Below are 22,564 nucleotides of genomic sequence, written 5' to 3' on the forward strand. Positions count from 1 at the left end.
CAATGCAACTCAAATTAATTAGAAAGATGTGCGTGGCGAACAAGATTCGAAAGTTTAGGATTTTGTTTTGCCGCTTTCTTGTATAAAAGTGCAATTTTTCCAATGGTTTGAACAACTTCTGCACCAGTAACTTCGGCGATTTCAGTAATGACTGCTGCACGAGCATCACGATCTTCACCGCCAATTTTTACTTTAATTAACTCATGATCATTTAAAGCACGTTGAGTTTCTTCAATGACATTTTCAGTTAAACCTTGACCACCTAACATTACCACTGGGTTAAGTGCATGTCCGATTTGACGCAAACGTTTGCGTTCCTGAATTGATAAAGCCGCCATAAAGATAACCTAATTTTAAAAACGACTTAGTATAGCAAATCAAGAGATCAAACGCTTATGTTTCTCAGAAATAATCGATCAACTTAAATCAAAAAAACATAAACGATAATCTTGAATTAGATACAGATGAATACTGCAAGGGGGATAAAATTCACGTACAATAAAAAGTTAGAAGATTACGTGTATTTAAAGAGTTATGGCAACACGCATTACCAATCAGAAGTTATCCAAAAGTAGTCGTGCGTGGATGAGAGAGCATTTAGATGACCCGTTTGTGAAAAAAGCACAAAAGGAAGGTTATCGTGCGCGTGCTGCATATAAATTGCTTGAAATCCAAGAGAAATACAAAATCATTAAACCTGGTATGACTGTTGTAGACCTTGGTGCTGCACCTGGTAGTTGGTCCCAAATCGCTGGAAAATTAGTGGGTGATAAAGGTTTAGTGATTGCATCAGATATTTTGGAAATGGATGCACTTCCAGATGTGACGTTCCTGCAAGGAGACTTTCGAGAAGAGGAAGTTTTCGAAAAATTGTTAAATATTTTAAATGGACGAACTGTAGACGTTGTAATTTCAGATATGGCCCCCAATACATCAGGTAATAAGGCCGTTGATCAACCTCGACAAATTTATTTGTGTGAACTTGCATTAGACTTTGCCAATAAAGTTTTAGGTCCGAAAGGACAGTTTGTTGTCAAAGTTTTCCAAGGAACTGGTTTTGACGAATTCCGTAAGGAAGTTGTAGACAGTTTTGAAGTATTAAAAACTGCAAAGCCTGCTGCCTCGCGTGCTCGTTCGAAGGAAGTTTTTTTAATTGGACAGGGCCGTAAAAAGAATTCGCAATAAAGTGACTTGCCAAGTCGCTAAAAAATGTGCATTTTGTACCTTTTGAATATTTTATTGCGAAATTGATTTACTCGCTTTTTGTTAAAGGTCACCCAATTTTGGGCATGATCAAATTAGATTGATATGGGAATAAAGCTTTGAGCGATCTCTTTAAGAATGCCGTTTTATGGCTTGTTATACTTGGTGTGCTGATATTAATTTTCAGCAACATTAGTGACCGTGATAAGCCTGCTGCATTGAACTATTCAGAATTTGTTGCAGCGGTTAATGCTGGTCAAATTAAACAAGTTACCATTGACGGTGAACGAATTAGTGGCGAAAAAGTAAATGGTTCTCCATTTGAGAGTATTCGTCCTGCGGTTCAAGATCCTGAGTTAATGCCGAATCTCATCAAAAATAATGTCGTTGTTGAAGGCACTGCTCCGCAACGCCAAGGTTTATTGATGCAGCTTTTGATCGCAAGCTTTCCAGTACTTTTAATCATTTTGTTATTCATGTTCTTTATGCGCAACATGGGTGGCGGTGCTGGTGGTAAAAACGGCCCGATGAGTTTTGGTAAGTCAAAAGCAAAAATGCTTTCAGAAGACCAAATCAAAGTCACTTTCACAGATGTTGCGGGTTGTGACGAAGCGAAACAAGAAGTCGTTGAAATTGTTGATTTCTTGAAAGATCCAACAAAGTTTAAGCGTCTTGGTGCGAGCATTCCTCGCGGTGTCCTGATGGTAGGTCCACCGGGTACAGGTAAAACTTTACTTGCGAAAGCGATTGCTGGAGAGGCTAAGGTTCCATTCTTTAGTATCTCAGGTTCAGACTTCGTAGAAATGTTCGTTGGTGTTGGTGCATCACGTGTACGTGATATGTTTGAGCAAGCGAAACGCCATGCGCCGTGTATCATTTTCATTGATGAAATTGATGCGGTGGGTCGTCATCGTGGTTCAGGTACTGGCGGTGGTCATGATGAGCGTGAACAAACCTTGAACCAGATGTTGGTAGAAATGGATGGTTTCGAAGGTAATGAAGGTATCATCGTTATTGCTGCGACTAACCGTGCTGACGTGCTAGATAAAGCTTTACTTCGTCCGGGACGTTTCGACCGTCAAGTGATGGTTGGACTTCCAGATATTAAAGGTCGTGAGCAAATCCTGAATGTGCATTTGAAAAAATTACCTTCAGTGACTGGTGTGGATGTCAAAGTATTGGCACGTGGTACTCCAGGGTTCTCTGGTGCGCAATTGGCAAACTTAGTCAATGAAGCTGCGTTATTTGCTGCACGTCGTAATAAAAATACGGTCGATATGCACGACTTTGAAGATGCAAAAGATAAGCTTTATATGGGGCCAGAGCGTAAATCAATGGTTCTTCGTGAAGAAGAGCGTCGCGCAACGGCTTATCATGAAGCAGGTCATGCGATTGTAGCTGAAATGCTTCCAGGCACAGACCCAGTACATAAAGTCACGATCATGCCACGTGGTTGGGCATTAGGTGTAACTTGGCAGCTTCCAGAGTTTGATCAAACCAGTCATTACAAAGACAAAATGTTGAATGAGCTTTCTATTCTGTTTGGTGGTCGTATTGCAGAAGAAATTTTCATTAATCAGATGTCGACTGGGGCTTCTAATGACTTTGAACGTGCAACAAAAATGGCGCGTGCAATGGTGACTAAGTACGGTATGTCTGACAAGATGGGTGTCATGGTTTATGAAGAAGATGCTCAACAGTCATTTATGGGTAGTCTAGGTGGTCGTACTATTTCTGAAACGACTCAACTTGAAGTTGATCGTGAAATTCGCCGTATCCTAGATGAGCAGTACAAAGTTGCACGTGATATCTTAGAAAATAATAAAGATATTGCCCATGCGATGGTAAAAGCTTTGCTTGAGTGGGAAACGATTGATCGTGATCAAATCCGGGACATTATGGAAGGTCGTGAACCTCAACCACCTAAGGTATATGTGGCTGAGAATCCAATTGTAGATGTAACTCCTACAGATGGTCCTTCAACGCCTCCACCTTTACCAGCAAGCTAAAATGAAGGAGCCTCTTATGAGGCTCTTTTTTTGTGTTGAAATTATCCCTCATGTTTAAATTTTACTTGATATCATGTGAATAGATTTTCTAGGAACATCAATATGCAACTTATCTCTTTACCTAATCAGATTCTTAAATGTGGTGCATTGGAACTTGATTTGTCAAAGCCTCATGTAATGGGTGTGTTAAATGTAACGCCAGATTCGTTTAGCGATGGTGGTAAACACAATAGTGTAGAGGCGGCACTAGAGAGAGCAAAGCAAATGATTGCTGAAGGGGCGAGTGTTATTGATGTAGGTGGTGAGTCAACTCGCCCTGGCGCATCTGCTGTTGATGTTCACGATGAAGTAGATCGTGTAGTTCCGGTCGTTGAAGCGTTGTCAAAATTGAATGTAGTGATCTCAATCGACACTTCTCAACCAGAAGTGATTAAAAAGGCGGTTAAAGCTGGAGCACATATTTGGAATGATGTCAGAGCATTAACAAAGCCACATGCTTTAGAAACAGCTGCGGAATTAGATATTCCAGTCATTATCATGCATATGCGTGGTGAGCCAACCACAATGAACCAGTTGGATCAATATGATGATATTACTTTAGATGTGATTTCAGAATTGCAAACTCGATTAGATGCAGCATTAAATGCAGGAATTAAACCTGAAAATATCATGATTGATCCGGGTTTCGGATTTGCAAAAAATGCACATCAAAACCTGAAATTATTAAAAGAGTTGTATAAATTAAATGAGTTGGGCTATCCAATGCTTTCTGCATTATCTCGTAAGCGATTTATTGGTGAAGCTTTAGGTGGTGTACCTGCCCATGAACGTGCAGTGGGTTCGGTGACGGGGCATCTGTTAAGCATACAGCAAGGAGCATGTATGGTCAGAGCACATGATGTAAAAGAAATGGTGCAAGCTATTCAAATTTGGGCAGCAATGAATAGTGTTAGTTAAATTAAAGGCAGATTTAAGACGGTTAAAATCATCAATGAAAATATTAGCTTAGTTATCCTTTGACTCAAAGTGAGATTTACTCCTCGTTTTTATTGTTGGTTTAATGTCTAGCTTGTGTTATATAAGCTCGGTTTTTGTTAATGCTATTACTTGAGCTTTAATATGTTGAATGATGTACTTCTCCCGATGTTCGACGATGAATATTATCCTGATATTCTCGTGGCTGAAATTCAGCAACTCATTGAAAAATTCTCAAAAAAGGTATCTAAGGTGAATTCCGATGCTGAGATTTATCAAATCGCCAATGATATTGTGGCGGAAATTAATGAGATGAAACCTCAGTTCGAAGATCTTGATTCTTCTCTTGATGATGCAGCAGCAGACTATATTGCTGAGGCAATGATGATGGTCGTTCAGGAAGAGGGATTCTTAGATATCGAAATGGAAGAACTTGTTTCAAATAGAGAGTGGTAAATCGCTCTCTATTTTTTTGTGTTGTTATTGTTGTGGCTAAACGTTAGGCATAAAAAAACCAGCTTACGCTGGGTTTTTTATTTACACCATTATTCTCTATTAGAAGAATGGTGCCCGAGGCCAGACTCGAACTGGCACGCTTTGAGGGCGGGGGATTTTAAATCCCCTGTGTCTACCGATTTCACCACTCGGGCATGTGCGCAATAATAGAGGACACTTTTAAGCTTGGCAAGAGAAAATCGTATTATTTGCTTTCTTTTCAATCAACTTGCATTGATTAGGTTAAAAATTATAACTTTGGGGGCGATGGTTTAAGATATTTGGACATTAAATTGTCATCTGATTGCAATTTTAACTTCATAAATATGGTTTAAGTTCGAAGTTAAAATAACTCGCCAATTCATAAATAAAATGAAAAATAAAATCTCAAGACGCGCATTAATTAAAAATTCATTGGCTGGATTAGGTGCGATTTCACTGCCTGTTCTGATTACAGCATGTAATGGCGATGGTCAAACCAGCAATGAGCATAAAGTTGATTTTTTGCATGGAGTGGCGAGTGGAGATCCATTACAGGATCGAATAATTCTTTGGTCGCGAATAACACCTACAGATGTGGCGGCAACATATGAATTAGATTGGGAAATTGCACTTGATGAGAATTTTTCAAATATTGTTCAGATGGGGAAAATCAAGACTTCTGCTGCAAAAGACTTTTGCTTGAAAGTCGATGTACTTAATTTGAGTGCCGATACTCGTTATTATTACCGATTTAAATATGGGCAGATACATTCTCCAATTGGTCGTACGAAGACCTTAGCAACCAAGACCAATGCGGTTAACTTTGCCGTATGCTCATGCTCAAATTATCCAGCTGGTTATTTTTATGTGTATCGTGAAATTGCGAAGCAGGACGTGGATGCTGTGCTGCATCTGGGCGACTATATTTACGAATATGGCAAAGATGGGTATGCAACTGAACAAGCCGAAAAGCTTGGTAGAACACTCGATGTGGATAATCAAAACGAGATTTACCGTCTAGAAGATTATCGAAAACGTTATGCAAAATATCGAACAGATCCTGATTTACAAGCGGTTCATCAACGTCATCCATTTATTCTGATTTGGGATGATCATGAGCTGACAAATGATGCATGGAGAGCTGGTGCGCAGAATCATCAACCTGATTTAGAGGGAGATTTCGTAGCACGAAGAACAGCAGCCCTAACCGCTTATTTTGAGTGGATGCCAATCCGCGAAAAAAGCAATAACGATATTCTTCATATTTATCGTCAGTTTAATTTTGGTGATTTAGTTCAACTTAATATGCTAGATACACGTATGTTGGCACGAGATGAGCAACTGGCTTTTGCTTCATTTATGGATGGTGAAAATCTAAATGTTGAGCAATTTAGAGCGGCATTATTGAATGAGCAGCGACAGCTAATAGGGATAGATCAGTTAAATTGGTTGGCGAATAGTCTTCAGAGTTCTCGTGCAATATGGAATGTATTGGGTCAGCAAGTATTGATGGCGAAAATGTTGGTACCTGCTGAAGTATTGCAAATATTAAATGTTGCCAAAAGTGGAATGGTAGATGACAACTTTTTAATAGAAGCTCAAAAACGTCTGATGGAGTTGGTCGCGATTAAATTGCGTTATAAAAATAGTGACCCGAGCTTAACTGACGCTGAATTATTAAGAATCCTAACCGTGATTCCTTATAATTTAGACGCTTGGGATGGTTATTATGCTGAGCGTGAGCGTGTTTATGCTTTGTATGAGCAGTATCAGAAGAAAGTTGTTGTGTTGGCTGGAGATACACATAATGCGTGGGAGTCTGCATTACATCAACAAAATGGTGAGAAGGTGGGGATTGAATTAGCAACAAGTTCAGTTTCTTCACCAGGTATGGAGAAATATCTCAATTTACCTGAGAACTTAATGCAACAATTTGAACAAGTGTTTATCCAATTGATTGATGAATTAAGCTTTTGTAATTTGAATCAACGAGGCTATTTAAAATTGAGCTTTGATTCTACGCAATTGAGTGCAGATTGGTTGTTTTTAACAGATATTCATTCACAGAAGTATCAAGTTGATCAACTCAGATTGCACTCAACAACGTATGATACCAATTTGAATATAATTAAAGTAATGCAGCAAGCAAGTTGATCGTAGCGCTACATGATGCTATCGATATATTTTTCTATATCGGTATGCTTGTAGCGCATACACAATTTGTTTTCATAGTTCATCAAATGAACATAAAGTTGCGCATTTTTTTGTTTTTGTTCAATCAATAATTGATGCTGCTTTGAGTTTTTGGATGAAAAGATTAGTTTTAAGTAAAGCTTAAAATTTTGTTTATAACTCCAGAAAGCCACTCTACGAATTTCTTGAATGTAGTAATAGTTTTCTTTCGAAGTATTTTCTCGGAATAAATTCTCTTTATAAAATTTAACGAAACCAAAATTCATAGCGAAATAAAACAAAATTCCCTGTAAGAACCAACTTTCCATAAAAGCGATATTTAAACTTTGTAAAAGAATGAGGATGGTCAGTTTGAATGGGGTATTTTTAAGTTGCTGGTAAGTTGAGATGCTACTATGCTTGATCTGTTTGAGGATGATTGGCGTAATCAGCATAAAAAATAACATGATACACAACACAGCACTCCCGCCAGATTGAAAGCCTTCTAAAAAAACAATGTGTTGTTTAAGCAAAAGGGTTAACAAATATGAGCAAGGGAGGAAAATCATTAATGCAAGTGCAAGCGGGATCAGTTCTTTACGCTCATCTAGAATCCCTTTGGTCTTTAACTGACTATAGAGCAAGAAGTTTTTTTTAAACGCTTGAGGATATTGTTGTTTTAGTTCTTGAAGATATTGAGCAACTTGCTGATTTTGATTCATTTGAATATGAAATTCTGAAGATGAGTGATTATAGCAGATGAGTTTAAAGAAAATGCAGACATAAAAAAACCAGCTTACGCTGGGTTCTTTATTTACACCATTATTCTCTATTAGAAGAATGGTGCCCGAGGCCAGACTCGAACTGGCACGCTTTGTGGGCGGGGGATTTTAAATCCCCTGTGTCTACCGATTTCACCACTCGGGCTTAACAAGATGGAGGCGGAGGTCGGAATCGAACCGGCGTACACGGAGTTGCAGTCCGCTGCATGACCACTCTGCCACCCCGCCATGTCTTGTTGATGCGTATATTAACAAGCTCTGAAAAAAAAACAATAGTGCTTTTATTCGTATGTGCAGAAAAACAGCATATAACGGAAATTATTTAAAATATTCATGTAGAATGTGCGAAATTGATTCATATCAACACTTGGGAGATGTGCCGTGGCATTAGTTTTAGATGGTCGTGCATTGGCAAAACAAATTGAGGCTGATTTGTTAACTCGCGTAGAAGCGTTAAAAGCAAAATCAGGACGTACTCCAATTCTTGCGACGATTTTAGTAGGTGACGATGGTGCATCTGCAACTTATGTGCGTATGAAGGGTAATGCATGCCGCCGTGTTGGTATGGATTCACTTAAAGTTGAACTACCAAAAGAAACGACGACAGAACAATTGCTTGCTGAAATTGAAAAACTCAATGCAAATCCTGATGTTCACGGTATTCTTTTACAACATCCAGTACCAGCGCAAATTGATGAGCGAGCGTGTTTTGATGCGATCTCACTTGAAAAAGATGTGGATGGTGTTACTTGCCTTGGTTATGGTCGTATGGCAATGGGTGAAGCGGCTTACGGTTCTGCGACACCTGCAGGTATTATGACGATTCTGAAAGAAAACAACATCGAAATCGCAGGTAAGCATGCGGTTGTTGTAGGTCGTTCTGCAATTTTGGGTAAGCCAATGGCAGCTATGCTTCTCGAGGCGAATGCTACTGTAACGATTTGTCACTCTCGAACACAAGACCTTGCTAGCTTTGTGAAGCAAGCGGATATCATTGTGGGTGCAGTGGGTAAAGCTGAATTGATTCAAAAAGATTGGATTAAACCTGGTGCAGTAGTTGTTGATGCTGGTTTCCATCCACGTGATGGCGGTGGTGTGGGCGATATTCAACTTGTTGGTATTGAAGATATTGCTTCAGCTTACACACCAGTACCGGGTGGTGTAGGTCCAATGACAATCACAACGTTGATTCGTCAAACAGTTGAAGCAGCTGAAAAAGCTTTAGGTTAATATTATCTCCCTCTCTTGCGCCGTATACGGCTCAGGGAGAGGTTCGGGGTGAGGGTATTGAGTTAGATAAATCCTCTCGCTAACCCTCTCCTTTAAAAGGAGAGGGAATTCTCTTTATTAATTTAGGTTTCGTATTTGAAACTCAAATTTTGTATATTTAAAAATAAAATCCAATGAGCTGTACTTTCCAATTTCCTAAAGCGCCTGAACATTTACTAAAAGCCTTACATGATGTGATTCCACATTGTGAACTTCATGCACAGCAATTGCCTGATACACCAATTTCACTTTGGCTCATTCCACCCATTTTTCCAACCGATAAGCTAGACGATGAAGTTATTCGTCGTATTTGGAATGATACTCCATATTGGATTTTCTGTTGGGCATCAGGTTTAGCAATGGCACAATGGTTATTGACTGAACCGCATCATGTGAAAGACAAAGTGGTTTTAGACTTTGGCGCAGGTTCAGGCGTAGTTGCTATTGCGGCGAAAATGGCTGGGGCAAAACGAGTCATTTGTTGTGACATTGATCAAGTTAGTTTGGATGCGTGTCGTGCCAATGCTGAATTGAATGATGTTGAGCTTGAATATTTGGATGACTTATATAAAGCTGAGCAGGTTGATATCTTGTTGGCGGCTGATGTGTTGTATGACCATTGCAATCGTTTCTTCTTAGATGAGTTTTTAAAATTTGCACCCGAGGTATGGGTGGCGGATAGTCGTGTGAAAAACTTTAGTCATCCGAAGTATGAAAAGCTTGATGAGCGCAGTGCAACGACATGGCCAGACTTAGATGAATCACCTGAATTTAGAAATGTCAGTTTTTATAAGACACTCAATGAAGTACATTGAGTGTCTTAAGTTTAGAGTGTGCAGTTAAAGCGAACCACTTGTAAGAGACTAGGCTTAGTTTCTAAAGAAAGACGTGTATTGTAGTCTTCATTGCTGTATAGACTTTGAGTGTTTGAGAGTCCGAAAGATGTTCGTGATTGGCCAATTTGAACCTGTTGAGTTTCTTGAGTTTTGTAATTGGGATTGGCAATTTCATTTACACTCAAAATGGTGGTTTTATACTGTTGAGTATGTCCTAAAACTTGTTGGCAAGTGCGTTGCAATTTGTGTTCATCAATATTTTGGTTGGCACGTGCAGAGAGGGTATACGAAATAGTGGCAGAATTCTCTGATTTATTTTCAATTTGATATCCTGTAGCTCCATTGTGCTGTCGCGGAACAGATTGACAGGCTGTAAGCATAAGGGCGATTAAACAAGAGCCAATCATTTCTATTTTTTTCATTATTCGATCCTAATAAGCTGTTTAAATCAGTATGCCATAAGTGTGACAACTTATTGGTACTAATAAACGTTACTAAATACACTTTATTCAGTTTGTTTGAAGTAAAAAAAAGGTCACCGAAGTGACCTTTTTTCTCATCATGCTTAAGCAGATTTAACCGCTTCTAAAAGCTCAGCTTGACGTTTTTTCAACGCTTCTGGTAAACGATCACCAAGTTTGTTGAATAATTCAGTGTGGCTTTCAAGTTCTTTGATCCATTGATCTTTGTCTTGAGAAGTCACAAGGTCAAATTGTTCTTTCGTAAAGTCAGAACCAGTCCAGTTCAACTGTTCGTATGTTGGAACACGACCAATTGGAGTTTCAACAGCGTCAGCACGACCTTCACAGCGATCGATAATCCACTCAAGAACACGCATGTTTTGACCGAAACCAGGCCATACAAAGTTGCCTTCAGCATCACGACGGAACCAGTTCACGTTGTAAATACCAGGAAGCTTGTTACCAGCAGCTGCAGCTTTCTCGCCAACTTTCTCACCCATTTCTAACCAATGCGTGAAGTAGTCAGCCATGTTGTAGCCAGCAAATGGAAGCATCGCAAATGGATCGCGACGAACAATACCTTGTTGACCAACAGCAGCAGCAGTTGTTTCAGAGCCCATCGTTGCAGCTTTATAAACACCGTCAACCCAGTCAAATGCTTCTGAAATTAGAGGCACTGTGTCCGCACGGCGACCACCAAAGATGAACGCAGAGATTGGAACACCTGCTGGATTTTCCCAGTCAGCATCAATAGAAGGGCATTGACCAGCTGAAACTGTGAAACGCGCATTTGGATGAGCCGCTTTTTCTTCACCAGTGTGTGGTTGACCTTTCCAGTTAGTTAGGTTAGCAGGCGCTTCTTTAGAAAGACCTTCCCACCATACTTCACCGTTGTCAGTCACAGCAACGTTTGTATAGATCACGTCTTTATGAAGCGTAGCCATACAGTTCGGGTTCGTCTTCGTGTTAGTACCAGGCGCTACACCGAAGAAACCTGCTTCAGGGTTGATTGCATATAAGCGACCATCTTCACCTGGTTTGATCCAAGCAATATCGTCACCTACAGTTTCAATTTTCCAACCTTCATAACCTGCTGGTGGAATTAACATTGCAAAGTTTGTTTTACCACAAGCAGATGGGAATGCAGCTGCGATGTAATGTTTTTCACCTTGTGGATTTGTCACACCAAGGATGAGCATGTGTTCAGCTAACCAGCCTTGTTGACGACCCATGAATGATGCGATACGTAATGCTAAGCATTTTTTACCAAGCAATGCGTTACCACCATAACCAGAACCAAATGACCAAATTTCACGAGTTTCTGGATAATGAACGATGTATTTTTCTTTGTTGCAAGGCCAAGCAACGTCTTTTTGACCTTCTTCCAATGGTGCACCTACAGTGTGTACACATGGAACAAATTCGCCATCAGTGCCTAGAACGTCATAAACAGCTTTACCCATGCGAGCCATTTTAGACATGCTGACTGCAACATAAGGAGAGTCAGTAAGTTCGATACCAATGTGAGCAATATGAGAACCTAAAGGTCCCATAGAGAAAGGTACAACGTACAAAGTACGACCTTTCATAGAGCCGTCAAATAAACCGTTTAATTTTTCACGCATAACCGCTGGAGCTTCCCAGTTGTTAGTTGCGCCAGCATCTTCTTTGTTTTCAGAGCAGATAAAAGTACGGTCTTCAACACGAGCAACGTCAGAAGGATCAGAGTTTGCAAGATATGAACCAGGGTGCTTTTCTTGGTTAAGCGCTTGCATTGTGCCGTTAGCGATCATCAAGTCGATATAACGTTGATATTCTTCTGCGCTACCGTCACACCATTCAATTTTTGCTGGTTTTGTTAGTTTAGCAATCTCTTCCACCCAAGCAATAAGCTTAGGGTGACGAACGAATTCTGGTGCGTTCACTTGGGTCATGGTGAGGCCTATATCAAAAGTGTACAATGTGGTGTACAAATAATATCTAGATGCTGGTTTGCAGACTCTAGATTCAGTATGAAAAAAAGTGGCTGTATTAAAGCATATTTTCTTAAAAAAAATAAGACCAAAGGCTTAAATAGTGCTTAAGACTTGTTTGGTGTTAAGTTTATGTAATTATTTGATATTTTTTTAAAAAATGAGTAATTTCTTTTTCATTTTTAAATTTTATGTTTGGTATTTATAGTTAAAATATTCATTTAAAATAAAAACTTAATTAAAATATGAGATCAATTCTCATCATCGAAAAATCAAATGAACATCATTTAAAAATTACATAAATTGGCTTTTAATTGAGTAGTAAATAGACGAAATTTTAAAGTAATTCAATTTTTAAACTCATAAAATGAATTCAATGCTAAAGCCTTTGTCTATGATTTTTAATGAAAAATCTGGATTTCATGCCACCAATAATGATCAAATTTATGAACAACTTATGCATTATTGGACAGATCTAGGTTTTGAAATACAAGTTTTTGATATTGCTTCAGAAATGAGTGTTCAAGCACTCATCGAAAAAGTTCATCTTCGACATTTAAATCATGATAATCAGGGGGTGATTGTGGTTGCTGGCGGGGATGGAACGTTAAATTCTGTGGCTAATTATTTATTACATCAAACCATCCCTTTGGCAATTTTACCTTTAGGGACGTTCAATTATGTTGCACGGGTTTTGAATATTCCTTTAGATATTCTCGAAGCTGCAAAACTGGTGGTTGAAGGTAAGCCTAAAGCGGTACATGTGGCAAAAATTAATGATGCCATTTATCTAAATAATGCGAGTTTGGGTCTTTATCCATTGTTTATTAAAAAAAGAGAGTTATATAACCAAAAACTAGGGCGTCTACCATTACATGCCTATACTTCTGGCTTAGACGTGTTGATTCGTGATCGTAAAGAATTAAAGTTAGAAATTGAGGTGGATGGTGTAAATTATGCAGTTAAAACCCCTTTATTATTTTTAGGTAATAACCAACTTCAATTAAAAGAAATGAACCTCAATATCGCTAAAACGGCAGAAGAGGGTCGGGTTGCGGGAGTTGTACTTGCTCGCACGGATAAGCTGAGTATTTTTAAAACACTCATCCAACTCGTTCGTGGAAAATTAGATCAGGCAGCAGACGTATATAGTTTTAGTGCGGATCATGTGCGCATACGTTCTCATCAAAAAAAGATGACTGTAGCAATCGATGGAGAAATTATTCAACTGGATTCACCATTAAATATTCATGTTGAAAGAAATGCACTGACCTTAATGGTGCCACAATGATTTTACATTTGTCTGATTTGCATTTTGGGACTGAGCAACAAGATTGCTTAGATGCAATTACTCACTTTGTTGCAGAACATTTGATCGAAGCTGTTGTGGTCAGTGGTGATCTCACTCAAAGGGCAAGATTTTCACAGTTTTATCACTGCAAAAAATTTCTAGAAGAACTTAATGTTCCTTATATTGTGATTCCGGGTAATCACGATATTCCTTTGTTTCATTTATGGCGCAGATTTTTAAGTCCGTTTCATCGGTATAAGTTGTTTTTTGGTGACATGGAACAGACCTTAGAAACTGAGCATTTTTATATTATAGGAATCAATACAATTCACCCTAAGTACCATACCAAAGGTCGTATTACTGAGTTTCAAATTCAGGATGTTGATCAAAAAATTAAGGAAGCTCCTCAAGATAAATTAAAAATTCTGCTTACGCATCAACCTTTCTATAGTGGTGATCACGGTATAAATATGTCTAAAGATCGTCCTAAAAATACTGAAAAAGCCCTAAAGACATGGGCAAGCTCAGGGTTGAATGCAATTCTACATGGTCATTTACATGTATCTGCTGTTTATGATCTGAATAAGATTTTCCAACTTAATGCTCAACATCCAATATTGGATATTCATGCAGGTACCGCTACGTCACATCGTTTACATCATGACTTTTCTAATAGTTTTAATCTAATTGATGAAAAACTGAAGGTGCGTGAATATCGCTTTGATTCGAGATTCAAGAAATTTTATTTAGTTGCAAATCGGAATGAAGGCTAAATTATCGAAATGCCTAAAAAAAATACAAAAAATTAAATTTTTTTTCATTTTCCCCTTGAAGCAATTTTTTCCATCCCCACAAAAGTGACATCAAATAATTTTGGTGGTGATCTAAGGAAATTAAGATCACGACTATTAATCAAAAGACTTAGTCTGATGGAGTATTTTTATGAGCAACATTCGTCCATTACATGACCGTGTAGTAATTCGTCGTGTTGAAGAAGAAACAAAAACAGCTGGCGGCATTTTATTGCCAGGTTCTGCTGCAGAAAAACCTGCTCAAGGTGAAATTATTGCAGTTGGTAATGGTCAGATCACTGACAATGGCGTTCGCGCTTTAGATGTAAAAGTAGGTGACAAGGTATTGTTTGGTACTTATGCAGGAACAACTGTGAAAGTAGATGGCGAAGAACTATTAATCATGAAAGAGTCAGATATTTTAGCTGTTTTAGAAGGCTAATTGATTCTTTTTAATACTACTCATTTAATCAATCAGATTTAGTAATTTTAATAATATTCGGAGTCAAATATGTCAGCTAAAGACGTTAAGTTTGGTGATTCAGCTCGCACAAAAATGATTGCAGGTGTGAATATCCTTGCAGATGCGGTTAAAGTTACACTTGGTCCTAAAGGCCGCAACGTAGTTATCGATCGTTCATTCGGTGCGCCACACATCACTAAAGATGGTGTTTCTGTAGCGAAAGAAATCACATTAAAAGACAAGTTTGAAAACATGGGTGCTCAACTTGTTCGTGAGGTTTCTTCTAAAACAAATGACATCGCAGGTGACGGTACTACAACGGCAACTGTTTTAGCTCAAGCAATTTTGAACGAAGGGATCAAGTCAGTAACTGCGGGTATGAACCCAATGGACTTGAAGCGCGGTATTGATATTGCAGTTAAAGCTGTTGTTGCAGATATTAAAGCAACGGCTAAACCAGCATCTGATTCTAAAGCGATTGAACAAGTGGGTTCGATTTCTGCGAACTCTGATACGACTGTTGGTTCACTGATCGCTCAAGCGATGGAAAAAGTGGGTAAAGAAGGTGTAATCACTGTTGAAGAAGGTTCAGGCTTTGAAGATTCTCTAGATGTTGTAGAGGGTATGCAGTTTGACCGTGGTTATATTTCTCCATACTTCGCAAACAAACAAGATACATTGACTGCTGAATTGGAAAACCCATTTATCCTTCTTGTTGATAAGAAAGTAAGCAACATCCGTGAGTTGATTACTGTTCTCGAGGCAGTTGCGAAAACAGGTAAACCACTTCTTATCATCGCTGAAGATGTTGAAGGTGAAGCACTCGCAACGCTTGTTGTAAACAATATGCGTGGCATCATCAAAGTATGTGCTGTTAAAGCACCAGGCTTCGGTGATCGTCGTAAAGCAATGCTTCAAGATATCGCGATCTTAACTGGTGGTACTGTGATTTCTGAAGAAATCGGTATGCAGTTAGATCAAACAACACTTGAACATTTAGGTACTGCACACAAAGTAACTGTATCTAAAGAAAACACAGTGATTGTTGATGGTGCAGGCGATGCGAATCAAATTGCTGAGCGTGTTCAACAAATTCGTGCGCAAATCGAAGAATCAACTTCAGAATACGACAAAGAAAAACTTCAAGAGCGTGTTGCTAAATTAGCAGGCGGTGTAGCAGTGATTAAAATCGGTGCTGCAACTGAAGTTGAAATGAAAGAGAAGAAAGATCGTGTAGACGATGCTCTTCATGCAACTCGTGCTGCTGTTGAAGAAGGTGTTGTTGCGGGTGGTGGTGTTGCATTAGTACGTGCAGCTAAAGCACTTGACGGTGTAACGGGTATTAACGATGATCAAAACGTAGGTATCAACATCCTTCGTCGTGCGATTGAAGCGCCACTTCGTCAAATCGTATCTAACGCAGGTGACGAACCATCTGTAGTGATCAATGCAGTTAAAAATGGCGAAGGCAACTTCGGTTATAACGCTGCGACTGGTGAATACGGCGATATGCTAGAGATGGGTATCCTTGATCCAGCGAAAGTTACTCGTTCTGCACTTGAGCATGCTGCATCTGTTGCGGGCTTAATGTTAACAACTGAGTGCATGATTACAGAGATCCCAGAAGATAAACCAGCTATGCCTGACATGGGCGGTATGGGTGGTATGGGCGGTATGATGTAATTCATCCCACAGCCTAAAAAATCCCCGCTTTAAGCGGGGATTTTTTTGTCATCTATCTGATAAATATTTGAATATTATTGTAAATATTGAATAAAAGCCTAGTTGAGCGCTAATCTCAAAGAACATTAACACCATGATTGGGGGGTGATGATGTTAACTGCTCAAGAAAATCAAATCATAGAAGAAATTTATGAGGCTGCCTTAAAGCCACATCACTGGGAAAATGTTTTAAAACATGTCGTGGAATTTACACAGAGTTCAACGGCGATCTTTACTTACTTTGATCAGCTTCGGCCCGAACAAAATTTTATTTACACCATTAATATCCCGATTGATGGAATTCAAAATTATCAAACGTATAACTTAGATGTCGTAGACATGCGTATTCATGGTGAGTTAATGAATACCTATGGATTAGAGCATGCCTATCAAATTGATTGTCGATCATATGCTGAAACAGATAATGAGGATTTGAAAAGCTTTTATGAATATTGTTTAGTTCCTTCAAACATCTGCTATCTCAGTGGGGTATTGCTAGAGTATGGAAAATATAAATGGGGCGTGCTTGCGGTACATCGACCCTCAGATGCAGTTGCTTATGAGGCTGCTGAATTACAAAGTTTAGAAAGACTCGCAAAACACTTTAGAAGAGCGATTCAAATTCATCGACAAATTAAGTTTCTTCAAAATGATAGAAGTAATTACACCGAAATTTTAGATAAGTTGAATGTGGGTGTGCTCATCGTTCAATCTAACCTAGAAGTGAGATTTGTGAATCAGTATGCGAAGGATTGTTTGAATGATACGAGTATGATTGAAATTGATTTGCATAACAGATTAAAAATAATCGAGCCTTATAATACTCAATTAAAAAAATTGGTGCAGAGCACATTCAAAAAGAATGAGCGTTATTCATTAGAGAGGCATGATCAAGAAGAAGCTGGGGGTGCAATGCAGTTATATAGCGATCGACATCAATCAGCTTACTTAATCACAGTCTCACCACTTAAGGTGCTGTCAGATTTAATGATCTTAGACAATAATCAAGTTGCATTATTCTTATCAAAAATGCAGGATCGAAAACGCTTGTCTAAAATATTACTGAAGTCAACATTCCAACTGACAGCTCGAGAAATTGAAATTTGTCAGCATTTTATGGACGATCAGCATCTTGAAAATATTGCTTTGAAATGTGGGATTACGCTGAGTTCACTGCGGACATATCTGAAAACGATTTATCAGAAGTTAGGATGCTCCTCACAAGCTGAAATGATGCGGATTTTGATCGAATTTATTGATGCTTTTCAGCATATTGAATAATCCCCCTTTAACGAAGATGTTGAAGGGGGATAAAATTAATTCATTCTGGTCAGTGTAAATGTGCCTTCATCTGCCACGGTAAAGCTTAAACTTTGAGTAGAAATTTGTAATGGTAAGCCTAAATGCGCGTCTGTATTGGATAATCCAGCACAACCATTTGTATCAATGCTGAGGGGCGTGGTAACAAAGAGCTTGTTGTCGCGTAATTGATAACGACCATACTCAATACCAGGGCCACCACAAGGTCCGTCATATGGATCTGGTTGATCATCGCCAATAGCATCTACCATAATGAAAGTGTTATTAGAATTAAATACGAAAATTTGTTTACCACTTGAGGACTGCCATGCGCCTACAATTCCACTATTATTTCGAGGAACTCGCGTAAATTCTGCACTTTCATCAAGATTATTATCATCAAAAATTTTGAGTTTAGAACCATTAAAAGATAGCCTTAATGAACGTGATTCCCCATCATCGAGAAGTCCCCAATCTTCATTTGTGTCAATCACAGGCGTAGTACTATCTATGGAAGAAGTATAAAAGCTACCACTCAAAGCATCTAGATTAATCTTGGCGTATTCCATGCCATTTGAAGAACTATTGGGCTCACTTGGGATTGGTTCACCAAGCATATATTCGCCATTCTCTCCAATAAATAACACAATTTCAGACTCATTGTTTTTTGCATACCATACGCCTTGAATGTCTTTGAGCAGTGAGCTGCTAAAATGTTCTTTAGCTTGCTCTTCACTGACTACTGTATTGGAGGCAATTTCAGGAATATTGATAATTTGAGCTTGAAGTCGCTCTCTAAAATCACTTGTCGTGTTGCTGAAATCAATCGCTGAAGGCGAGAGAGTTGAAACATCATCAGGGATTTGTATGGTCTCTTTATCCTCATCGATATCCAGTGATTGTAAAAAAATCAGTAGATTGATAATTCTCTTGTTACGTTCATCTGCATTTAAATCTTCATCCACGAGTTCATTTGGTGTCACACGAGCTAAACCTTGTACAGTACCAATTTCGATATCACCAATTTTAAATGTAATGACATCTCCATCTTGATATTCAAATTCCCCATTTGCATTGGTTTTCTTCGCATTGTCATTATTGCCATTCACGATATACGTCGCACCTGCTACTGGGCTGTCAGTCAGTATTCCTATTTTAATCTGATCATCATTTTTTGCGGATTTATCCGAACCACCACAAGCTGCTAAACAGGTACTGAGCGCCAGTGTTAGAAGAGCTTTTTTCATCATTTCCCCCAAATCATTCGTATTTTTGTACCTCGAATATAGTTTTAAAAAATTGAATATGACTATCCTCAAATTGGGAGGGGGTGATGGCATTAATGCTGCTTAATTTTAGAAGTTTTTTACTTTTGAGAAATTGCGCATATTTTTTTTGAAGGATCTGATAAGCGGTTCATAGGTGAGGGCTTCATATTCTCTTCTTAATTCAATCAATGTTGATCGTTTCTGTTATTAGTTCTTGTTTTTTTATTCATAGTCACTGAATATCAATTAAATTTTTATATATTTTAATGAAAACACTTTCTAGAATTCTTTTGACGGCTTAACGACTATGTTATCTAAGTTCTTTATTGAACGACCTATTTTTGCTGGCGTACTTGCGATCATTGTCATGGCAATTGGTATATTTGCGGTGATGAGCTTACCGGTAGAACGCTATCCTGATATTGCTCCGCCAAGAATTACTGTATCAGCAACTTACACAGGAGCTGATGCCGAAACAGTTGAGGAAAGTGTCACACAGGTCATAGAACAACAAATTAAAGGAATTGATAACTTACTTTATTTTAGCTCTACCAGTAATGCATCTGGGAATAGTCGAATTAGTTTAAGTTTTGAAAACGGAACTGATCCAGACACAGCACAAGTCCAAGTTCAAAATAGCATTAATGGGGTGATCAATCGTTTGCCTGAAGACGTGCAGCGTCAAGGGGTCAATGTCTATAAATCCTTAGGTGACACCTTTATGGTGGTGGGGTTATATGACACTACGAACCAAAGTAATAATATTGCGTTGTCCGATTATTTGGCTGATCACATTGAACCAGAAATTGCGCGTGTAGAAGGTGTTGGTGAGGTTGATGTCTTTGGTTCTCAATATGCCATGCGTATTTGGCTAGATCCGAACTTATTGAAACAATATCAGTTGATGCCTAGTGATATTCGTGCCGCAATTGAAGCACAAAATACACAAGTTGCTGCAGGTGGAATCGGAGATTTACCGACAGTAGCAGACCAGTATCTTAATGCAAAAGTTACCGCTGGATCACGACTAAGAACAGTCGATGAATTTAAAAATATCATTGTCAAAGCGACCCCTGATGGAAGTTTTATTTATTTAAAAGATGTAGCACGCATTGAGTTAGGTGCTGAAAATTATCAAGCTTTTAATACCATTAATGGATCACCTTCAGCAGGCTTGGCTGTTTCAATGTCATCTGGTGCGAATGCTTTGGCAACCTCTGCAAAAATTAAAGAAGTCCTTGAAGACATCAAGAAAAAACTTCCTGAAGGCTACCAAATTGTCTACCCACGAGATAACACGCCGTTTGTTCAAGAGTCCATTAAAGAAGTTGTAAAGACCTTAGTTGAAGCCATTATCTTGGTCGTGTTGGTCATGTTTATCTTTTTACAAAGCTGGCGCGCAACACTTATTCCAACGGTCACGGTTCCAATTGTTATTTTGGGCACTTTCGCCGTCTTATTTGCGCTCGGAATGACCATCAATACATTGACACTTTTTGCATTAGTTCTTGCGATTGGATTACTTGTAGATGATGCAATTGTGGTGGTCGAAAATGTCGAACGTTTAATGCATGAAAAGGGGCTATCTGCAAAGCAAGCGTCTATCTTATCTATGCAAGAGATGACGGGGGCTTTAATTGGAATTACAGTGGTGCTAACTGCAGTATTTATTCCCATGGCTTTTTTTACAGGATCGACAGGGGTTATATACCGTCAGTTTTCAATTACCTTGATTGCAGCCATGTCACTGTCATTATTGGTCGCGTTAATTCTCACACCAGCATTGTGTGCGATTATTCTTAAACCTAAACAACAAGAAGCAAAATGGGCGACATGGTTTAATACAAAAATGGAATCATTACGATTGCATTATCTAAAGTGGGTTGAAAAAAGCCTGTCACTAAAATGGATCGTTTTAACCAGTTTTGCTGGGTTAATTGTGATTTTTGCTTTGTTTTATAAGTCGCTTCCAACCAGCTTTATTCCAAGTGAAGATCAAGGTTTTATCAGTGTCCAATTCAGTTTACCAGAAGGCGCACCTATGACAGAAAGTCAGCTTGTTGGTGAAAGTATTCGAGAGTATTTTCTTGAACAAGAAAAACAGAATGTTAGGTTGGTTCAAATTCGTTATGGACGAAATTTTTCAGGAACGGGTCAAAATTTAGGAACAGGATTTGTAGCATTACATCATTGGGATGATCGTCCAGGTGAGGCAAACTCTGCACAATCCATTCGTGAACGAGCGATGGAGTTCTTTAGAAAAGACAGTCGCGCTCGGATTATGGTGAGTTTGCCAGGTTCTGTAAGTGGTCTTGGCGATACAAACGGCATCGAGTTTTGGCTGCAAGATTTAAATGGACAAGGACGACAGTATTTAGAAGATCAATTTCAAGCGCTAGAACGACAGGCAATCAACTTCACGACTTTTGAAAATTTGGGCAAACGCTCTAATCCAGATAAAGCCAAATTGAAAGTGAATATCAATCAAAAATTAGTGATGGTGAATGGTCTTTCACAATCTGCGATTAACAGCACTTTGGCTGCAGCTTGGGGTGGTTCTTATGTGAACGACTTTATTGATCGCGGACGTATTAAACGCGTCATGATGCAGGGGGATGCCGAGTATCGTTCAAAGCCTGAAGATCTCAATTTATGGTCTGTACGAAATAATCAAAATCAAATGATTTCATTTGGTAATTTTGCCACTGTGGATTGGGATGGAGGCCCTGATGTGGTGACTCGTTTCCAAGGTTATTCCGCGCTACAAATGGAAGCAGACACTGCAAAAAATGTGAGCAGTGGTGCTGCAATGCGTGATATCAAGTCTATGGTTGATCAATTGGACGGGGTTGGGCTAGCGTGGAGTGGATTATCGTTTCAAGAGCAACAATCGAGTACACAAGCCATTTGGCTTTATCTCATCTCTGTTGGCTTTATCTTTCTATGTTTAGCTGCCTTATATGAAAGTTGGTCGATACCTTCTGTTGTGATTGCTGCTATTCCATTGGGTATTGGCGGTAATATTATTTTTAGTTGGTTGGTCGGATTTCCAAACGATATTTACTTCCAAATTGCGTTACTTACGACGATTGGGTTGTCATGTAAAAATGCCATCTTAATTGTTGAATTTGCGGCAATGGCTCAGGAGCGTGGAGCTAACGCGATTGCTGCTGCTTTACAAGGTGCAAGTTTGCGCTTACGTCCAATTTTAATGACCTCGCTTGCTTTTGGTGCAGGGGTTATACCTTTGGTATTTGCTTCAGGTGCGGGTGCTGCCAGTCGTCAAGAAATTGGTGTCAGTGTCCTTGGTGGGGTAATTTTCGGCACAATTTTAGTTCTAGCCTTTATTCCCTTTATGTTTGTTATCGTTCGGAATATTTTCAAATATAAATCAAAATCAGCATCTGAAACTTAATGTGGTATCCGCAGTATAAAGAGTATGGTACTGCGTTTGATTTAATCCACTTTTAAATATCAGTTTTTGACAAGATCAATACGCACTAACATTTTCAATTAGTGTTAGCATGCCTTGCGTAATTCTAAACGATAATAAATGAAGCGATTATGGATCAA

Annotated in this window: 18 protein-coding genes and 3 tRNA genes; 13 read left to right on the forward strand and 8 right to left on the reverse strand. The window is 38.9% G+C overall.

Annotated elements, in window-relative coordinates:
* Nucleotides 1-14: 14 nt before the first annotated feature.
* A complete protein-coding gene (yhbY, locus tag AC1M9E_RS03730) occupies nucleotides 15-338 on the reverse strand; it encodes a ribosome assembly RNA-binding protein YhbY (protein WP_035266903.1) in 324 nt (107 codons plus the stop codon).
* A gap of 196 nt (nucleotides 339-534) precedes the next feature.
* Here yhbY and rlmE point away from each other — a divergent pair, with 196 nt between their 5' ends.
* The 4 genes from rlmE to AC1M9E_RS03750 all read left to right on the forward strand — a co-directional run bounded on the left by rlmE (nucleotide 535) and on the right by AC1M9E_RS03750 (nucleotide 4,643).
* Nucleotides 535-1,185 carry a 23S rRNA (uridine(2552)-2'-O)-methyltransferase RlmE gene (gene rlmE / locus AC1M9E_RS03735; protein WP_179998526.1) on the forward strand — a complete coding sequence of 217 codons (651 nt, stop codon included), beginning with the start codon at nucleotides 535-537 and terminating at the stop codon, nucleotides 1,183-1,185.
* Nucleotides 1,186-1,322: 137 nt separating this feature from the next.
* Nucleotides 1,323-3,212, forward strand: coding sequence for an ATP-dependent zinc metalloprotease FtsH (gene ftsH, locus AC1M9E_RS03740; protein ID WP_035266907.1), 1,890 nt, complete (start codon nucleotides 1,323-1,325; stop codon nucleotides 3,210-3,212).
* 102 nt (nucleotides 3,213-3,314) lie between these two features.
* Entirely contained in the window at nucleotides 3,315-4,169 is an 855-nt protein-coding gene (folP, locus tag AC1M9E_RS03745; RefSeq protein WP_488225042.1) for a dihydropteroate synthase, read from the forward strand.
* Nucleotides 4,170-4,331: 162 nt separating this feature from the next.
* Nucleotides 4,332-4,643, forward strand: coding sequence for a DUF5713 family protein (locus tag AC1M9E_RS03750; protein ID WP_035266912.1), 312 nt, complete (start codon nucleotides 4,332-4,334; stop codon nucleotides 4,641-4,643).
* A 108-nt stretch (nucleotides 4,644-4,751) separates the two neighbouring features.
* On the opposite strand, the gene AC1M9E_RS03755 is transcribed toward AC1M9E_RS03750, so the two are convergent.
* Nucleotides 4,752-4,837, reverse strand: a tRNA-Leu gene (locus tag AC1M9E_RS03755).
* Between the two features lie 217 nt (nucleotides 4,838-5,054).
* Here AC1M9E_RS03755 and AC1M9E_RS03760 point away from each other — a divergent pair.
* On the forward strand, nucleotides 5,055-6,818 hold the full coding sequence (locus tag AC1M9E_RS03760; RefSeq protein WP_481586562.1) for an alkaline phosphatase D family protein: 1,764 nt from the start codon (nucleotides 5,055-5,057) through the stop codon (nucleotides 6,816-6,818).
* Between the two features lie 8 nt (nucleotides 6,819-6,826).
* Here AC1M9E_RS03760 and AC1M9E_RS03765 read toward each other — a convergent pair whose 3' ends face one another.
* From AC1M9E_RS03765 to AC1M9E_RS03775, 3 genes are all read right to left on the reverse strand, one after another.
* Nucleotides 6,827-7,558: a hypothetical protein gene (locus AC1M9E_RS03765; protein WP_180028125.1), complete on the reverse strand. Its 732-nt coding sequence runs from the start codon at nucleotides 7,556-7,558 to the stop codon at nucleotides 6,827-6,829.
* Nucleotides 7,559-7,677: 119 nt separating this feature from the next.
* A tRNA-Leu gene (locus tag AC1M9E_RS03770) sits at nucleotides 7,678-7,763 on the reverse strand.
* Nucleotides 7,764-7,772: 9 nt separating this feature from the next.
* Nucleotides 7,773-7,846 (reverse strand) — tRNA-Cys (locus AC1M9E_RS03775).
* 153 nt (nucleotides 7,847-7,999) lie between these two features.
* Here AC1M9E_RS03775 and folD point away from each other — a divergent pair.
* Both folD and AC1M9E_RS03785 read left to right on the forward strand, forming a co-directional pair.
* Nucleotides 8,000-8,848 (forward strand): bifunctional methylenetetrahydrofolate dehydrogenase/methenyltetrahydrofolate cyclohydrolase FolD, encoded by an 849-nt coding sequence (gene folD, locus AC1M9E_RS03780; protein ID WP_092765931.1) that lies wholly within the window; start codon nucleotides 8,000-8,002, stop codon nucleotides 8,846-8,848.
* Between the two features lie 173 nt (nucleotides 8,849-9,021).
* Nucleotides 9,022-9,702, forward strand: a complete 681-nt coding sequence (locus AC1M9E_RS03785) for a class I SAM-dependent methyltransferase (RefSeq protein WP_481586563.1) — start codon at nucleotides 9,022-9,024, stop codon at nucleotides 9,700-9,702.
* Between the two features lie 11 nt (nucleotides 9,703-9,713).
* On the opposite strand, the gene AC1M9E_RS03790 is transcribed toward AC1M9E_RS03785, so the two are convergent.
* A complete protein-coding gene (locus tag AC1M9E_RS03790) occupies nucleotides 9,714-10,145 on the reverse strand; it encodes a hypothetical protein (protein WP_035266928.1) in 432 nt (143 codons plus the stop codon).
* A gap of 143 nt (nucleotides 10,146-10,288) precedes the next feature.
* On the reverse strand, nucleotides 10,289-12,118 hold the full coding sequence (locus AC1M9E_RS03795) for a phosphoenolpyruvate carboxykinase (GTP) (protein ID WP_035266931.1): 1,830 nt from the start codon (nucleotides 12,116-12,118) through the stop codon (nucleotides 10,289-10,291).
* Between the two features lie 406 nt (nucleotides 12,119-12,524).
* On the opposite strand from AC1M9E_RS03795, the gene AC1M9E_RS03800 reads away from it, so the two are divergent.
* The 5 genes from AC1M9E_RS03800 to AC1M9E_RS03820 all read left to right on the forward strand — a co-directional run bounded on the left by AC1M9E_RS03800 (nucleotide 12,525) and on the right by AC1M9E_RS03820 (nucleotide 17,705).
* The gene (locus AC1M9E_RS03800; RefSeq protein ID WP_488225043.1) at nucleotides 12,525-13,448 is read left to right on the forward strand and encodes a diacylglycerol/lipid kinase family protein; all 924 of its coding nucleotides are present in this window, start codon (nucleotides 12,525-12,527) and stop codon (nucleotides 13,446-13,448) included.
* Nucleotides 13,445-14,221 carry a metallophosphoesterase family protein gene (locus tag AC1M9E_RS03805; RefSeq protein WP_481607126.1) on the forward strand — a complete coding sequence of 259 codons (777 nt, stop codon included), beginning with the start codon at nucleotides 13,445-13,447 and terminating at the stop codon, nucleotides 14,219-14,221. The genes AC1M9E_RS03800 and AC1M9E_RS03805 overlap by 4 nt, the downstream gene beginning before the upstream one ends.
* A 169-nt stretch (nucleotides 14,222-14,390) precedes the next feature.
* On the forward strand, nucleotides 14,391-14,681 hold the full coding sequence (locus AC1M9E_RS03810; protein ID WP_004810787.1) for a co-chaperone GroES: 291 nt from the start codon (nucleotides 14,391-14,393) through the stop codon (nucleotides 14,679-14,681).
* Between the two features lie 69 nt (nucleotides 14,682-14,750).
* Nucleotides 14,751-16,385 (forward strand): chaperonin GroEL, encoded by a 1,635-nt coding sequence (gene groL, locus AC1M9E_RS03815; protein WP_035266940.1) that lies wholly within the window; start codon nucleotides 14,751-14,753, stop codon nucleotides 16,383-16,385.
* A 150-nt stretch (nucleotides 16,386-16,535) separates the two neighbouring features.
* Nucleotides 16,536-17,705 carry a LuxR C-terminal-related transcriptional regulator gene (locus AC1M9E_RS03820; RefSeq protein ID WP_488225044.1) on the forward strand — a complete coding sequence of 390 codons (1,170 nt, stop codon included), beginning with the start codon at nucleotides 16,536-16,538 and terminating at the stop codon, nucleotides 17,703-17,705.
* A gap of 35 nt (nucleotides 17,706-17,740) precedes the next feature.
* Here the strand turns inward: AC1M9E_RS03820 and AC1M9E_RS03825 are convergent, their stop codons facing one another.
* Nucleotides 17,741-18,970 (reverse strand): hypothetical protein, encoded by a 1,230-nt coding sequence (locus tag AC1M9E_RS03825; RefSeq protein ID WP_481607124.1) that lies wholly within the window; start codon nucleotides 18,968-18,970, stop codon nucleotides 17,741-17,743.
* Nucleotides 18,971-19,298: 328 nt separating this feature from the next.
* On the opposite strand from AC1M9E_RS03825, the gene AC1M9E_RS03830 reads away from it, so the two are divergent.
* Nucleotides 19,299-22,406, forward strand: coding sequence for a multidrug efflux RND transporter permease subunit (locus AC1M9E_RS03830; RefSeq protein WP_488225045.1), 3,108 nt, complete (start codon nucleotides 19,299-19,301; stop codon nucleotides 22,404-22,406).
* Nucleotides 22,407-22,564: the final 158 nt, after the last annotated feature.

Source organism: Acinetobacter sp. 24-47-47, assembly GCF_057737035.1.

Bases quoted from the DNA above. Each gene is read 5' to 3' on its own strand.
- yhbY (WP_035266903.1), bottom strand. From the start codon at position 338: ATGGCGGCTTTATCAATTCAGGAACGCAAACGTTTGCGTCAAATCGGA.
- rlmE (WP_179998526.1), top strand. From the start codon at position 535: ATGGCAACACGCATTACCAATCAGAAGTTATCCAAAAGTAGTCGTGCG.
- folP (WP_488225042.1), top strand. From the start codon at position 3,315: ATGCAACTTATCTCTTTACCTAATCAGATTCTTAAATGTGGTGCATTG.
- AC1M9E_RS03750 (WP_035266912.1), top strand. From the start codon at position 4,332: ATGTTGAATGATGTACTTCTCCCGATGTTCGACGATGAATATTATCCT.
- AC1M9E_RS03760 (WP_481586562.1), top strand. From the start codon at position 5,055: ATGAAAAATAAAATCTCAAGACGCGCATTAATTAAAAATTCATTGGCT.
- AC1M9E_RS03765 (WP_180028125.1), bottom strand. From the start codon at position 7,558: ATGAATCAAAATCAGCAAGTTGCTCAATATCTTCAAGAACTAAAACAA.
- AC1M9E_RS03785 (WP_481586563.1), top strand. From the start codon at position 9,022: ATGAGCTGTACTTTCCAATTTCCTAAAGCGCCTGAACATTTACTAAAA.
- AC1M9E_RS03790 (WP_035266928.1), bottom strand. From the start codon at position 10,145: ATGAAAAAAATAGAAATGATTGGCTCTTGTTTAATCGCCCTTATGCTT.
- AC1M9E_RS03795 (WP_035266931.1), bottom strand. From the start codon at position 12,118: ATGACCCAAGTGAACGCACCAGAATTCGTTCGTCACCCTAAGCTTATT.
- AC1M9E_RS03800 (WP_488225043.1), top strand. From the start codon at position 12,525: ATGAATTCAATGCTAAAGCCTTTGTCTATGATTTTTAATGAAAAATCT.
- AC1M9E_RS03805 (WP_481607126.1), top strand. From the start codon at position 13,445: ATGATTTTACATTTGTCTGATTTGCATTTTGGGACTGAGCAACAAGAT.
- AC1M9E_RS03810 (WP_004810787.1), top strand. From the start codon at position 14,391: ATGAGCAACATTCGTCCATTACATGACCGTGTAGTAATTCGTCGTGTT.
- groL (WP_035266940.1), top strand. From the start codon at position 14,751: ATGTCAGCTAAAGACGTTAAGTTTGGTGATTCAGCTCGCACAAAAATG.
- AC1M9E_RS03820 (WP_488225044.1), top strand. From the start codon at position 16,536: ATGTTAACTGCTCAAGAAAATCAAATCATAGAAGAAATTTATGAGGCT.
- AC1M9E_RS03825 (WP_481607124.1), bottom strand. From the start codon at position 18,970: ATGAAAAAAGCTCTTCTAACACTGGCGCTCAGTACCTGTTTAGCAGCT.
- AC1M9E_RS03830 (WP_488225045.1), top strand. From the start codon at position 19,299: ATGTTATCTAAGTTCTTTATTGAACGACCTATTTTTGCTGGCGTACTT.